Source organism: Silvimonas amylolytica (assembly GCF_014645555.1).
Classification (GTDB): Bacteria; Pseudomonadota; Gammaproteobacteria; order Burkholderiales; family Chitinibacteraceae; genus Silvimonas; species Silvimonas amylolytica.
Genome location: NZ_BMLY01000001.1, coordinates 1,130,197 through 1,143,517, shown reverse-complemented (window position 1 = coordinate 1,143,517; position 13,321 = coordinate 1,130,197). Strand labels below are relative to the sequence as shown.

The 13,321-nt window shown below is 56.5% G+C and carries 14 protein-coding genes; 9 read left to right on the top strand and 5 right to left on the bottom strand.

Annotation, left to right across the window (positions count from 1 at the left end; all coding sequences use genetic code 11):
* Positions 1-20 precede the first annotated feature (20 nt).
* The 3 genes from IEX44_RS04985 to IEX44_RS04975 all read left to right on the top strand — a co-directional run bounded on the left by IEX44_RS04985 (position 21) and on the right by IEX44_RS04975 (position 2,984).
* A complete protein-coding gene (locus IEX44_RS04985) occupies positions 21-926 on the top strand; it encodes a carbohydrate ABC transporter permease (RefSeq protein ID WP_188689687.1) in 906 nt (301 codons plus the stop codon).
* Complete coding sequence (locus IEX44_RS04980; RefSeq protein WP_188689684.1) at positions 919-1,773, top strand: carbohydrate ABC transporter permease; 855 nt, start codon at positions 919-921, stop codon at positions 1,771-1,773. Before IEX44_RS04985 ends, IEX44_RS04980 begins: the two co-directional genes overlap by 8 nt.
* Before the next feature lie 119 nt (positions 1,774-1,892).
* Positions 1,893-2,984: an ABC transporter ATP-binding protein gene (locus IEX44_RS04975; protein ID WP_188689679.1), complete on the top strand. Its 1,092-nt coding sequence runs from the start codon at positions 1,893-1,895 to the stop codon at positions 2,982-2,984.
* Between the two features lie 141 nt (positions 2,985-3,125).
* Here the strand turns inward: IEX44_RS04975 and recR are convergent, their stop codons facing one another.
* From recR to IEX44_RS04950, 5 genes are all read right to left on the bottom strand, one after another.
* On the bottom strand, positions 3,126-3,728 hold the full coding sequence (recR, locus tag IEX44_RS04970) for a recombination mediator RecR (protein WP_188689676.1): 603 nt from the start codon (positions 3,726-3,728) through the stop codon (positions 3,126-3,128).
* An 89-nt stretch (positions 3,729-3,817) separates the two neighbouring features.
* Positions 3,818-4,147, bottom strand: coding sequence for a YbaB/EbfC family nucleoid-associated protein (locus IEX44_RS04965; protein ID WP_188689672.1), 330 nt, complete (start codon positions 4,145-4,147; stop codon positions 3,818-3,820).
* Positions 4,148-4,225: 78 nt separating this feature from the next.
* Positions 4,226-6,097 (bottom strand): DNA polymerase III subunit gamma/tau, encoded by a 1,872-nt coding sequence (gene dnaX, locus IEX44_RS04960; RefSeq protein WP_188689669.1) that lies wholly within the window; start codon positions 6,095-6,097, stop codon positions 4,226-4,228.
* Between the two features lie 106 nt (positions 6,098-6,203).
* Complete coding sequence (gene argB, locus IEX44_RS04955; protein WP_188689667.1) at positions 6,204-7,136, bottom strand: acetylglutamate kinase; 933 nt, start codon at positions 7,134-7,136, stop codon at positions 6,204-6,206.
* Positions 7,137-7,147: 11 nt separating this feature from the next.
* Entirely contained in the window at positions 7,148-7,603 is a 456-nt protein-coding gene (locus IEX44_RS04950; RefSeq protein ID WP_188689664.1) for a PTS sugar transporter subunit IIA, read from the bottom strand.
* Positions 7,604-7,922: 319 nt separating this feature from the next.
* Between IEX44_RS04950 and IEX44_RS04945 the strand changes: the two genes are divergently transcribed.
* The 6 genes from IEX44_RS04945 (at position 7,923) to IEX44_RS04920 (ending at position 13,110) form a co-directional block, all read left to right on the top strand.
* Positions 7,923-8,102, top strand: a complete 180-nt coding sequence (locus IEX44_RS04945) for an oxidoreductase-like domain-containing protein (RefSeq protein ID WP_188689661.1) — start codon at positions 7,923-7,925, stop codon at positions 8,100-8,102.
* 124 nt (positions 8,103-8,226) lie between these two features.
* A complete protein-coding gene (gene dacB / locus IEX44_RS04940) occupies positions 8,227-9,687 on the top strand; it encodes a D-alanyl-D-alanine carboxypeptidase/D-alanyl-D-alanine endopeptidase (protein ID WP_188689658.1) in 1,461 nt (486 codons plus the stop codon).
* A 51-nt stretch (positions 9,688-9,738) separates the two neighbouring features.
* Positions 9,739-11,295, top strand: coding sequence for a glutamine-hydrolyzing GMP synthase (guaA, locus tag IEX44_RS04935; protein ID WP_188689655.1), 1,557 nt, complete (start codon positions 9,739-9,741; stop codon positions 11,293-11,295).
* Positions 11,296-11,492: 197 nt separating this feature from the next.
* Entirely contained in the window at positions 11,493-11,834 is a 342-nt protein-coding gene (locus IEX44_RS04930; RefSeq protein ID WP_188689652.1) for an ArsR/SmtB family transcription factor, read from the top strand.
* Positions 11,831-12,319 (top strand): SRPBCC domain-containing protein, encoded by a 489-nt coding sequence (locus tag IEX44_RS04925; protein WP_188689648.1) that lies wholly within the window; start codon positions 11,831-11,833, stop codon positions 12,317-12,319. Before IEX44_RS04930 ends, IEX44_RS04925 begins: the two co-directional genes overlap by 4 nt.
* A gap of 113 nt (positions 12,320-12,432) precedes the next feature.
* Entirely contained in the window at positions 12,433-13,110 is a 678-nt protein-coding gene (locus IEX44_RS04920) for a 2'-5' RNA ligase family protein (RefSeq protein WP_188689645.1), read from the top strand.
* Positions 13,111-13,321: the final 211 nt, after the last annotated feature.

The following is a 13,321-nucleotide window of genomic DNA, read 5'->3' as shown; positions in this document are numbered from 1 at the left end:
CTGTTCATCGGAGATTTGTCATGATTCAGTCGACCCGGCCAGCTCAGTATGGCTTTGCGGAACGCTGGCTTCCGCGGCTTGTGCTTGCCCCGTCGTTCTTGCTTTCGCTGATATTCATTTATGGTTTCGTCGCCTGGAATGGTTATCTGTCGTTTACCGCATCGCGTTTGCTGCCCAACTACACTTGGGTTGGTTTTTCCCAGTACGCGCGCCTCCTTGACAGCGGCAATGATCGTTGGTGGGTTGCGGTCGAGAACCTTTTCAAATTCGGTTTTCTGTTTATTGGTGTGAGCATGGTCGTCGGCGTTCTGCTGGCCATTTTGCTTGACCAGAAAATTCGTGCCGAAGGCGCGTTGCGAACCATTTATCTGTACCCGATGGCACTGTCGTTCATCGTGACTGGTACCGCCTGGAAGTGGATGTTGAACCCAGGTCTTGGTCTGGAAAAGATGATGCACGACTGGGGCTGGACCAGCTTCCAGTTTGACTGGCTGGTTAATCCTGATATGTCGATTTATACCGTGGTGATTGCCGGTATCTGGCAGTCGTCTGGTTTCGTAATGGCCCTGTTCCTGGCGGGTTTGCGCGGTATTGATGATTCGATCATCAAAGCGGCCCAGATCGACGGTGCAACCTTGCCGCGTATTTACTGGAAGATCATTCTGCCGGCCATGCGCCCGGTGTTCTTCTCGACGCTGATGATTCTGGCGCACATTGCCATCAAGAGCTTTGACCTTGTGGTTGCATTGACTGGCGGTGGCCCTGGCTTCTCGTCTGATCTGCCGGCAACCTACATGTATGCCATGGCGTTTACCCGTGGTGAAATGGGCCTGGGTTCTGCCAGCGCCATGATGATGCTGTTGACCGTGTCTGCAGTGATTGTGCCTTACCTGTATTCCGAACTGCGCAGAGGTCGCAATGCCTAAGAATAACCTGTCCCGCTTTATTGTTTACGCGGTTCTGATTTACTTCGCGGTCTACTATCTCTTGCCGTTGTACGTCATGCTGACGACCTCGGTGAAGAGCATGGACGAGATCCGTGGCGGTAACCTGCTGTCGTTCCCGATGCATATCACGTTTGCCGCCTGGTCCAAGGCCTGGAGCAGTGCGTGTACTGGTGTGGAATGTACCGGTCTGGCGCCATTCTTCTGGAACTCGGTTCGCCTGGTTGTCCCGGCGGTGTTGATCTCGACCAGCATGGGCGCGATCAACGGCTACATCCTGTCCAAGTGGCGTTTTCCTGGTTCTGAACTGGTGTTCGCCATGCTGATGTATGGTTTGTACATCCCGTTCCAGGTACTGCTGTTGCCGATGGCGATGACTGAAGGCTGGATGGGCATTGCTTCGTCCACGACGGGTCTGGTGTTTGTACACGTGGTCTGCGGTATTGCCTCCACAACACTGTTCTTCCGTAACTTCTACGTCGGTATCCCGGATGAACTGATCAACGCAGCACGTCTGGATGGCGCCGGTTTCTGGCGTATCTTCTGGCGCATCGTACTGCCGATGTCGATTCCTATCTTGATGGTGACGCTGATCTGGCAATTCACCCAGATCTGGAACGACTTCCTGTTCGGTCTGGTGTTCTCTGCCGGTGGTTCGCAACCGATTACCGTCGGTCTGAACAACCTGGCCAACACGTCGACCACGGTCAAGGAATACAACGTTGATATGGCTGCTGCGATTATCGCCGCGCTGCCGACCATCTTTGTGTACGTGGCTGCAGGTAAATATTTTGTGCGCGGTCTTTCCGCTGGCGCGGTCAAGGGCTAATCCCAAGGCCAGAAACACACACCGGTATTGCTACCTGACATAACGCGGGGCCGGCTTGAACGAAACAAGCTGGCTGCCGTGAAGTAGCCCGGTACCCGAACTCAGAAATGGAGAAAAAGATGGGCGCACTTGCCATCAAGAACGTAACCAAAAGCTTTGGCGACACGCATATCCTGAAAGGCATCGATATCGAGATCGATGACGGCCAGTTCCTGATCCTGGTTGGCCCGTCCGGTTGCGGCAAGTCCACGCTGATGAACATCATCGCTGGTCTGGAAAGCCCGACTTCCGGCGAAGTGAACATTGGTGGTCGCGTCGTGAACGACGTGGCACCGAAAGACCGCGACATTGCCATGGTGTTCCAGAGCTACGCCCTGTACCCCACCATGAACGTGCGTCAGAACATTGCGTTTGGTCTGGAAACACGTGGTGTTCCGAAGAAAGAGCAAGAGGAAGTGATCAACCGCGTCGCCAAGATGCTGCAGATGGATCACCTGCTTGATCGCAAGCCGGGTCAACTGTCCGGCGGTCAGCGTCAGCGTGTGGCCATGGGCCGCGCACTGGCCCGTGACCCGATCCTGTTCCTGTTTGACGAGCCGTTGTCCAACCTGGATGCCAAGCTGCGCGTTGAAATGCGGACTGAAATCAAGCAGCTGCATCATCGCCTGAAGACCACCATCGTCTACGTGACCCATGACCAGATCGAGGCCATGACGCTGGGTGATCGCATCGCTGTGATGAAAGATGGCGTGATTCAACAGTTCGGCAGCCCGCAAGATATCTACGAGCGCCCATCCAACATGTTTGTGGCCAGCTTCATTGGTTCGCCGTCGATGAACTTCATTGAATGTCATCTGGCTGAGCAAAATGGCCAGGTCGGCGTGAGCCTGACCAGCGAAAGCGATGCCCGCTTTGTGCCGCTGAAAGATGGCGCCAAGTTTGCCAAGCGCGTTGGCCAGGAAGTCATCATGGGTGTTCGTCCGGAACAACTGGATGTCGCGCACGGCGACGAAATGGCCCTGGGTTGCAAGGTGATGCTGACCGAGCCGACTGGCCCGGACACCATGATCTTCACCCGTATCAATGGTAAGGACGTGACTGCTCGCGTACATCCGCGTGATGCCAAGGGCCCGGGCGAAGTCATGCGCCTGGCGCTGGACATGAGCAAAGTTGTGTTCTTCGATCCGAAGACCCAACTGCGTATCGAATAATCATCGATCCACGCAGTACGCGGCCGGGTGATCCGGCCGCGACGGTTCAAGCTTCTTCCGCAGGAGCAGCGACTTGGCCCCACTTTATGGTGGGGCCTTTCTTTTGTGGGTCTGAAACGGACGGGGTAGGGGAGTGGCCGGTTAGCCAGTGAGGGTACGGCGTTCGACCAGCGCCTGTGCCAGCGTGCTCGGGTCAGCGTGTTCCAGCTCGCCCCCGACCGGAAGACCTCGGGCGATACGGCTAACCGTCAGGCCACGGGCACGCAGCATTTCGGCCAGGTAGTGCGCTGTGGCCTCACCTTCGACCGTGAAATTGGTTGAGAGAATCACTTCTTTGACGATGCCATCGCTGGCGCGTTCCAGTAACCGGCTAAAGGCAATGTCTTTGGGGCCGATGCCATCGAGCGGGCTCAGGCGACCCATCAATACAAAGTAAAGCCCGTGGTAGGCCAGGGTCTGTTCCACCATCAAAAGATCGGTCGGCATTTCGACCACACACAGTTGTTCGTGCGTGCGGTTTTCGTCGGCGCAGATCTCGCAGATGTCCGACTCGGCAAATGTATTGCACAACTGGCAATGCCTGAGCGTCGCCAGCGCGGTCATGATGGCGTGCGCCAGTTCACCTGCACCGGCTTGATCGCGTTGCAGCAGGTGATAGGCCATGCGGCTGGCCGATTTGGGACCCACGCCTGGCAGAACACGCAAGGAGTCGATCAGATGCTGTAAAGAGGAGGGTGTGCTCATGACGTCAACGAATGCATGCCAGAATGAAAAAAGGGGTGAATCGGCACGCTACCTTGAGGCCGCGCGCCGGTTCACCCCGTTTCGTCCAGTTAGAACGGCATCTTGAAGCCTGGCGGCAGGTTCAGACCAGCGGTAAAGCCAGACATCTTTTCCTGCGTGGTGGTTTCTACCTTGCGCACAGCGTCGTTCAGCGCAGCGGCGATCAGGTCTTCCAGCATTTCCTTGTCGTCTTGCAACAGCGAGTCATCAATGCTGACCCGTTTGACGGCGTGATGGCAGGTCATGATCACCTTGACCATGCCAGCGCCTGCCTGGCCTTCGACTTCGACCTGGCCCAGCGCTTCTTGCGCCTTTTGCATGTTTTCCTGCATTTGCTGGGCTTGCTTCATCAAGCCGCCCAAGCCACCTTTGTTGAACATTGTTCTGCTCCTTGTTAACTACAACGCCGGCCAGAATGCGCCAGCATCAATACAAATCAATCTTGTCCCGGTTGCAAATCAACCCACCGGGTGGATCGTTCCTGGCATGACGATGGCACCGAATTCCTGCACCATGCTTTGCACGAATGGGTCGTTCTGGATGGCTTGTTCGGCCTCATCCTGTCGTTTTTCGCGTGCCCGCTGCATGATGGCGGCGGGCGTGTGTTCTACAGCGGCTTCAATCAGTTCGGCCGTAACCTGCACGGGCTGACCAAAGTGCTTGCCCAGAAGTTCACGCAGTTTGTCCTGGAAGTCTCGTGTTGCCACTGCACGGTTGCTATCCGAGACTCGCAGTTTGAAGTGAGCGTTATCCCAGGACACCAGTTCTGCTTGCGCCGCCAGCATGCCGGCGGCGCCCATGCGCAGATCAACCACCAGACCGTGCCAGTCGCCATTAAAGCTGGCCAGGCTGATCGCTTTCGCATCAGCGGATGTCTCGTCAGTGCCTGGTGGCTGCTGCGGTGCGGCCTCCGCTTCAAATGTCGCCTGTGGCGAGGATTCGAACTCTGGTTCTGAAATCGGTTCAAGGTACTCATCGGGCTCGGGCATGTCATCGCTGACATTGTGCGCTTGCGCTGGCGGCACGATGGCTTCTTGCGCTACAACGGGCGCGGCTTCCCATGGCGCGGGTTCGGTTACCACGGCAGGGGCCGGAGCGGGTGCTGCCGCCGGCGCGGGCACTGCAACGGAGGGCATGGCCGTGCGTGGGGCCTCGACGACGCCGGATGCGGTGGCTGGCGGAGCAAGGGCCGGTGCCGGGCGTGCGCCGGGCGTGCTGTTCAACACTGGCAGATTGTCGGCCGCCGTGGTGGGCGCAAAGGCCAGCATCCGCATCAGGGTCATCGAAAAGCCGGCGTATTCATCCGGGGCCAGTGCCAGATCACGACGACCATGAATGGCAATCTGGTAGTACAACTGGGTTTCTTCAGCCGGCAAGGCTTGAGCCATGGCCAGGATGTCCGCGCGCAGCGGTAGATCATCGGCCAGGGCGCCCGGCACGACTTGTGCCAAGGCAATCTGGTGTAGCACGTGTGCCAGTTCATGCAACGCAGATTCATACGACAAACCGCGCGCCGAGATTGAATCTGCCGCTGCCATCATCGCTGCACCGTCGTGGGCGACCAGTGCTCGCAAGATATCGAACAAATAACCTTGATCCACCGCGCCCAGCATGGCACGTACGCCTTCCTCGCGCACTTCGCCGGAGCCGTAGGCAATGGCTTGATCCAGCAAGCTTAGCGCGTCGCGCATTGAGCCATTGGCCGCGTGGCCCAACAAACTGAGCGAGGCGGGTTCGAAACGGATCTGTTCGGCCTGCAATACGTTGTTCAGATGACCGGCAACCTGTTGGGGCGTCATCTGGCGCAAAGAGAATTGCAGACAGCGGCTCAAGACCGTGATCGGGACTTTTTGCGGATCGGTTGTGGCCAGAATGAATTTGACGTGGCCCGGTGGTTCTTCCAGGGTTTTGAGCATCGCATTGAAGGCACTCTTGGAGAGCATGTGCACTTCATCGATGATGTAGACCTTGAAACGGCCACTGGTCGGCGCGTATTGGGCGTTATCGAGCACTTCACGAATGTTGTCGATACCAGTGTTGGATGCGGCATCGATTTCCAGCAGATCGACAAAGCGACCCGCATCGATCTGTGTACAGGCACTGCACACCCCGCACGGTTCGGCGGTCACGCCAGTCTCGCAATTGAGCGATTTGGCCATGATCCGCGCAATCGTGGTCTTGCCCACGCCGCGCGTGCCGGTCAGGAGCCAGGCATGATGCAGACGGCCAGTGGCAAAGGCGTTGGACAACGCCTTGATGACGTGTTCCTGGCCTACCAGTTGGGCAAATGTGCGAGGGCGCCACTTACGGGCGAGTACTTGATAAGTCATGGCGCGATTCTATCAGAACAGCGTGGCTGCAACGGAAAAGGCGTATCCATCCGGCGTCAGGAAAAGGCCGGCGGGATACGCCTTTGTATTTGTTGTACTGCGGCGTTTATTCGGTGTGGAAATAACGCTGTGTATCGGTCAAAAAGTGTGGGCCTTCGTTGCCGCGGATCAGTGTACCGATGCCTTCGCTGGTCAGTAGCTCCAGCAACAAGGCGTTGGGTACCCGGCCATCAATGATATGCGCAGACTTCACACCTGTTCGCACGGCATCCAGTGCCGAGCCAATCTTGGGCAGCATGCCGCCGGAGATGGTGCCATCCGCAATCAAGGCATCGACATCCGCCAGCGTGACACCCGCAATCAGCTTGCCGTTGCGGTCCAGAACGCCAGAGGTGTTGGTCATCAGGATCAGCTTTTCGGCATTGAGCGCGCGGGCCAGTGTTCCGGCCACGAGGTCCGCGTTGATGTTGTATGCCTGACCGTCCACGCCCACGCCAATGGGCATGATTACGGGCACGAAATTTCGGGTCTGCAGCAAGCTGATGAGTTCGGTATCGATTTTCTCGATTTCGCCGACAGCACCAATATCAACCGGGCCACTATCACCAGGCTCGGGCGGCAACAGCATTTTGCGCGCCTGAATAAAATACCCGTCCTGACCATTCAGGCCTACGGCCTTGCCGCCACTGCGGTTGATCAAACCGACGATTTCCTGGTTGAGCTTGCCGGTGGCCATTTCCACGGCTTCCAGCGTCTGGGCGTCCGTCACGCGCATACCGCGGCGGAATTCGCTCTTTACGCCCATTTTCTCAAGCAACCCACTGATTTGCGGGCCACCGCCGTGCACGATGACGGGCTTCATGCCCACCAGTTGCAGCAGGGCGATATCGCGGGCAAACCCGGCTTTGAGGGCATCATCAGTCATGGCGTTGCCGCCATACTTGATCACGAAAATCTTGTTATGAAAGCTCTGGATGTAGGGCAGGGCTTCAGCAAGGATGTTGGCTTTGTCGCCAGCACCAAGCAGTGAGCTGATCATGTCTGCTCTCCTCAGGCGGTGGCGTTGGCGGCAAACAACTGGTGCACTTCCTGTGGGGTGGCACAGGTGCGCAGTTTGTTGCGGAAATCCTGATCGCTAAAGAGTTGCGCAATGGCGGCCAGAATTTCCAGATGTGCCTGGGTAGCCCGTTCGGGCACGATCAGCGCCAGGATGTTGGATACCGGCTTGCCGTCGGGGGCATCAAACGGCAACGCCAGTTCGGTCCGCACGAATACGGCAATGGCTTCGTTCAGGCCCTTGATGCGTGCATGCGGGAGCGCCATGCCCAGACCTAATGCTGTTGAACCCAGTTTTTCCCTGTCATGCAGGCTTTTGACGACCAGATCGACAGACAGATTGTGCGTTTGCTGCAAACGGCGACCAATCTCTTCAAACAGTCTGGCTTTGCTGGACACATTCAGATCCAGCACGATGTCTTCGGGTTGCAATAGCTGCGAAATATCCATGGAGGGTATACCGGTTCCTGTACGGAAAAACATGAAATGGCTGAACCGTTTTAGCCCACCCCGGCTTGTGGCAACAAGGCGGCCTGACGGTTTGGTCGGATTATACGAAAAACCCTGGCGTCCATTGACGTTTTTGCACGATTTTTATAGCGTTTTTACATACGCTCACAGCGCCGTCGATGGCTTGAATCCGGCAAGTCTCTTCCGCAAGCCTGGCGGTGACGGCGCCTTAAAACCCACACAACGTCCGGTCGGATGGATAATGGGGATTCACTTCTGGTTTTGAACCCTTTTTTGTTGATTGGATTGATAAGCGGTTATGTCGCAAGACGAATTGAAAGACCCCACAGATCCCATGCCGGAACCGCCGTACGAACCGGCTCTGGAAGAATGCTGCGGCAACGGGTGTGAACCCTGTATTTTTGATATTTACAACGAAGCGCTGCACAAATACCGCAGTGAGCTGAAAGCCTGGCAGGCACGTCATCCCGGCGTCTAACTGCCGTTGTGCTGAATCTGCGTGAATCCGCAAGCGCCAGATTTGCCTGCGGCAGGTACTGGCAAGGCTTCAGATGCACGGGCACAATCGGGCCGTTGTTTTTCTGCCAGGAATACCCTCCGCCATGCTGCTTTCCCGCTTTAAACCTGCCCGGTTGCTGGGCGTACTGTGTCTGGCGCTCACTATGGGGGCCGCCAGCGCGGCCACGCCGCTCCCTGCGCCTGTTGCTGCTGCCATGAATACGGCGCACCTACCCGCATCTGCGTTATCTCTGGTGGTGTTGCCACTGGAGCAAGGGACTGGCGATTTCTGGAATGCCGATGTGCCAGCCAACCCGGCATCAACCATGAAGTTGGTGACTACATTTGCCGCGCTCGACATGCTTGGCCCGGCGTTTGCCTGGACTACAGATATATATAGTGACGGCACGGTGAGTGATGGCGTACTGCGTGGCAATCTATATATTAAAGGCTCGGGTGATCCCAAACTGACCATGGAACGCTTGTGGATGCTGCTGCGGGATGTGCGTGCTGCGGGCATCAAACGCATCAATGGCGACATCGTGCTGGATCGCAGTTTTCTGAGTATTCCTGCCAAAACCAGTTTTGCCGACGACGGTAATGATCCAGCCCGTGCCTACCTGGTCGGGCCGGACAGCTTGCTCGTCAATTTCCATGCTTTCCGTTTTCATGTCGTCAATGACATGAGTGGTGCGCGCGTCAATGTTGATCCGCCGCTGCCAGAGTTGACGCTCGACAGTGCCATCAAGACCGTACCGACAGCGCCTTGCGCCAGTGGCAATCTCTCGTTTGTCGCCAGTGGTGCGGGTAGTGCGGTGCGGGTCAAAGTCAGTGGCGCATTGCCTGCTGATTGTGCCATCGATAAATACCAGTCTTATCTGGATGCCGTGACCTACACGGGCAGCCTGGCCCGTTATCTCTGGCAGCAAACGGGGGGTGAGATCACCGGAGGTATTCGCACCGGTGAAGTGCCGACGCAGGCCGTGCGCCTGGCCCAGTCTCAGTCCTCCGATCTGGCCAGCAATATTCGCGACATCAACAAGTACAGTAACAACTTGATGGCGAGGCAGTTGTTTCTCACGCTGGGCGCACGTTATCGCCAACCAGGTGAAGATGATATCCAGTCTGCGGCACGGACTATCCAGACCTGGCTCTCACGCCGAGGAGCCAGCTGGAACGAGCTGGTGCTGGAAAACGGCTCTGGTTTGTCACGTGAAGAGCAAATCTCCGCGCGTCACATGGCGCAATTGCTGCAATGGGCAGGGCAAAGCCCTTATGCACCGGAATTTATCTCGTCGCTTCCCATTGCTGCAGTGGATGGCACCATGAAAAAGCGCTTGAAAGACAGCGGGGTTGCCGGCGAGGCGCACATCAAGACGGGTACGCTCAAGAATGTGCGAGCAGCAGCGGGGTTTGTGCGCGCAGATGACGGTCGCATGCTGGTCGTCGTGGCAATCCTGAATCACCCTCTGGCAGAGCGTGGTTTGCCCGTACTTGACGCTGTCCTGGCGTGGGCCCAGTCGAGCGGCGTAACGGCACTCGCGGGAAACGCGGTAACACGCTAAAATAGCTGGCTTTTTCCCGCCCGGCTTTCCAGGGCTTACCAAAGGCGCGTCATGGACAAAATCCTGATTCTCGATTTCGGCTCCCAAGTCACCCAGCTGATCGCCCGCCGTGTGCGTGAAGCGCACGTCTACAGCGAACTGCATTCGTTCGACGTGTCGATCGACTTTATCCGCGACTTCAAGCCCACCGGCATCATCCTGTCGGGCGGCCCCAACTCGGTATACGAAAGCGACTATCAGGCTGATCCGGCCCTGTTCGAACTGGGCGTGCCCGTGTTGGGCATTTGCTACGGCATGCAGTGGATGGCGCAAAGCCTGGGGGGCAAGGTCGATGGCGGCCACGTGCGTGAATTCGGTTACGCCGAAATCCGTGCCCGCAATCACAGCAAGCTGTTCCGTGATCTGCAAGACCGCGACAACGAGCAAGGCCATGGCCTGCTGGATGTATGGATGAGTCACGGTGACAAGGTCACCGCACTGCCGGAAGGGTTCAGTGTTATCGCAGAAAACCCGTCCTGCCCGATCGCCGCCATGGCCGACGAAACCCGCGGCTTCTACGGCGTGCAGTTCCACCCGGAAGTGACCCATACCATCAAGGGTCGCGACATGATCAATCGCTTCGTGCTGGAAATCTGTAACGCCAAACCGTCCTGGACCATGCCCAACTATGTGGACCAGGCTGTTGAAAAGATTCGTGAACAGGTTGGCGATGAAGAAGTCATCCTGGGCTTGTCCGGCGGTGTGGACTCCTCTGTTGCCGCTGCGTTGATCCATCGCGCGATCGGTGATCGCCTGACCTGCGTGTTTGTTGATAACGGTCTGCTGCGCCTGAATGAAGGCGAGCAAGTCATGAATATCTTCAACAAGCATCTTGGCGTGAAAGTCATTCACGTGGATGCCACCGAACAGTTCATGGGTCATCTGGCCGGCGTGTCAGACCCTGAAGCCAAGCGCAAGATCATTGGCCGTGAATTCGTTGAAGTCTTCCAGGCCGAAGCTGCCAAGCTGCCGAAAGCAAAATGGCTGGCCCAAGGTACCATCTACCCGGACGTCATCGAATCCGCCGGCGCCAAGACCAAGAAAGCGCACACGATCAAGAGCCACCACAACGTGGGCGGCCTGCCGGAAACGCTGAACCTCAAACTGCTGGAACCGCTGCGCGAACTGTTCAAGGACGAAGTCCGCGAACTGGGCGTGGCGCTGGGCTTGCCACACGAGATGGTCTATCGTCATCCGTTCCCGGGCCCGGGTTTGGGTGTGCGCGTGCTGGGTGAAGTCAAGCGCGACTATTGCGACTTGTTGCGCCGTGCCGATGCCATCTTTATTGATGAACTGCGCGCCGCAGATTGGTACGACAAAACCTCGCAAGCTTTTGCCGTCTTTTTGCCGGTGAAGTCTGTCGGTGTGATGGGCGATGGCCGTACTTATGAATATGTCGTAGCACTGCGCGCCGTACAGACCAGCGACTTCATGACCGCCAAGTGGGCTGAACTGCCGTACGACCTGCTGGGCAAGGTCTCCAACCGCATCATTAACGAAGTCCGTGGTATTAACCGCGTTGTTTATGATGTGTCTGGCAAGCCGCCAGCAACGATTGAGTGGGAATGATCTGTCAGCAGGTTTGTTTGCCGCCAGACATTAAGAAGTAGCCAAAGCAAAAAGCCCGTTTAAAGACGGGCTTTTTGCTTTTCTGGCCGAGGTCCGCCATGCCGTTGGTCGATCATTTAATACTTAGGTATTGACCTAAGTATTGGTGGCAGCCAGGATGATCTTCTATCGATCATCCCGGAATCAAAGGTGCCCACATGTTGCAATCTGCTGTCGCTGATGACGTCTTTCTTGCGCTATCCAGTTCAACGCGGCGGCAAATCCTTGAGCAACTATCCGGCGGGCCCGCCACAGTCAGCGAACTGGCTGCACCCTTTGATATGAAGTTGCCCTCATTCGTGCAACACCTGTCGGTGCTTGAACGCAGTCGCCTTGTCACCTCAACCAAGCAGGGGCGAGTACGGACGTATGAAATAGCTCCAGAGCAATTGAAGGTGGCGGAGGACTGGCTGACCGAGCGCCGCCGGGTATGGGAGTCCAGGTTCGATCGATTTGACGCTTACGTTCTACAACTCAAGGCAAAGGAGTCAGATTCATGAACAAGGTCTTCGCGATCAACCCCGCAACTGATTTCGTGCTCGAACGCCATATCGATGCACCCGTGCAACTGGTCTGGGAAGTACTAACCAAACCGGAACATCTCAAACAGTGGTACATGCCCAAGGCGTGGGGAGCGGTCTCAAAGTGCGAAATGGATGTTCGGCCAGGTGGCATGTTCAGTATCGACATCGCAACCGGGGACGGTAAGGAGTTTCCAAATCTTGGCTGCTTTATTGAAGTCAGGCCTATGGAGCGCCTCGTCTGGACCTCCATGCTGTTTCCTGGTTACCGGCCGGCTGTGTTTGATGACGTGCCGATCACCGCCATCGTGACCTTGCAAGCTTCCGGGACCGGAACGCGCTATGTGTTTACCGCGTTGCACCGGAATGAGGGCGACTTCAAACAGAATAAGGAATCGGGTTGGCAGGAAGGAACCTTGATCGCTATGGCGCAGTTTGTGGCGCATGTGAATTCGCTCAAATAGAACGATCGTTCACCATTTATCGGAAACTCTGTCTGGGAGGGCAGGGTTTTTGTTTTTCCGGAATGCCGAGAGACTAGTATCGAACTTCCACATTGAAGTTGATGGGTGCTCATATGGATCGCGGGCCAACTGATTTGTTTGAAGGGCAGGAATCCTTTCTGGTGAGCTTGTCTGGAGGTGGTCATATGCGACCTCCTGATCCTCCGTTGTCAGAGAACGCCTCAAAGCGTGGTGGTTTTGGTGGCCGCCCCGTCGGCAACCTTTTCTTCGCGATCTTCCCAAGTGCGGCAGCGATTCAACGCATCTATGAACTGGCTGTACACGAGAGTCATGTTCATGCTCTTGCCGGATACTTCATCGCGCTGGAGCGCTTGCATATGTCGATTGCCCCGTTGCTGGTTTTTCCTGGGGAGGTTGTGCCGCGTTTATATCTGGATGCGGGGATATACATTGGTAACCGCATCCAGATGAATCCTTTTATGATCAGTCTTGATCACACGGCCAATTTCAATGGCAGGGGCGGTCGGTGGCCCTATGTGTTAATCGCAGGGGCGGGCAGGGCGGGGGCGACGAGGTTGTCGACTTTGCTCGCAATGGAGTTGCGTCGGGTCGGAGTCAAATTTAGTGCGTCCTCAGTGAACCCCCACGTCACCATGCTGTATGACCGCAAGAGGCCACCCGCTCGTGTGGTCGATGCCATCTCCTGGTTGGTCACAGACTTTGCACTGGTGCATAGCCAGGTGGGTGAGGGGCGATATGACATCCTGAAGCGCTGGACACTGGATGCTTAGGCGCTCAGGGGAGGTTTGAATGGCTTGTATGCATATATAGATAAGGCCGGACGCCGTCCGGCCTTATCTATATATGCAGTGAGCTGTTGATTTTCAGGGGTGCTCAAGGCCGGAAACGAGGGCGATTGATGGTAAGGACTGGCGTGAGAGACGAGTCGTAAAACTGGGATGAAAGCAAATTTCCTTACAGATCAGTCTCTTGTGGAGAAGG

Coding starts and splice junctions, on each gene's coding strand:
- IEX44_RS04985 (WP_188689687.1), top strand. CDS start 21: ATGATTCAGTCGACCCGGCCAGCTCAGTATGGCTTTGCGGAACGCTGG.
- IEX44_RS04980 (WP_188689684.1), top strand. CDS start 919: ATGCCTAAGAATAACCTGTCCCGCTTTATTGTTTACGCGGTTCTGATT.
- IEX44_RS04975 (WP_188689679.1), top strand. CDS start 1,893: ATGGGCGCACTTGCCATCAAGAACGTAACCAAAAGCTTTGGCGACACG.
- recR (WP_188689676.1), bottom strand. CDS start 3,728: ATGAGCACACCCTCCTCTTTACAGCATCTGATCGACTCCTTGCGTGTT.
- IEX44_RS04965 (WP_188689672.1), bottom strand. CDS start 4,147: ATGTTCAACAAAGGTGGCTTGGGCGGCTTGATGAAGCAAGCCCAGCAA.
- dnaX (WP_188689669.1), bottom strand. CDS start 6,097: ATGACTTATCAAGTACTCGCCCGTAAGTGGCGCCCTCGCACATTTGCC.
- argB (WP_188689667.1), bottom strand. CDS start 7,136: ATGATCAGCTCACTGCTTGGTGCTGGCGACAAAGCCAACATCCTTGCT.
- IEX44_RS04950 (WP_188689664.1), bottom strand. CDS start 7,603: ATGGATATTTCGCAGCTATTGCAACCCGAAGACATCGTGCTGGATCTG.
- IEX44_RS04945 (WP_188689661.1), top strand. CDS start 7,923: ATGTCGCAAGACGAATTGAAAGACCCCACAGATCCCATGCCGGAACCG.
- dacB (WP_188689658.1), top strand. CDS start 8,227: ATGCTGCTTTCCCGCTTTAAACCTGCCCGGTTGCTGGGCGTACTGTGT.
- guaA (WP_188689655.1), top strand. CDS start 9,739: ATGGACAAAATCCTGATTCTCGATTTCGGCTCCCAAGTCACCCAGCTG.
- IEX44_RS04930 (WP_188689652.1), top strand. CDS start 11,493: ATGTTGCAATCTGCTGTCGCTGATGACGTCTTTCTTGCGCTATCCAGT.
- IEX44_RS04925 (WP_188689648.1), top strand. CDS start 11,831: ATGAACAAGGTCTTCGCGATCAACCCCGCAACTGATTTCGTGCTCGAA.
- IEX44_RS04920 (WP_188689645.1), top strand. CDS start 12,433: ATGGATCGCGGGCCAACTGATTTGTTTGAAGGGCAGGAATCCTTTCTG.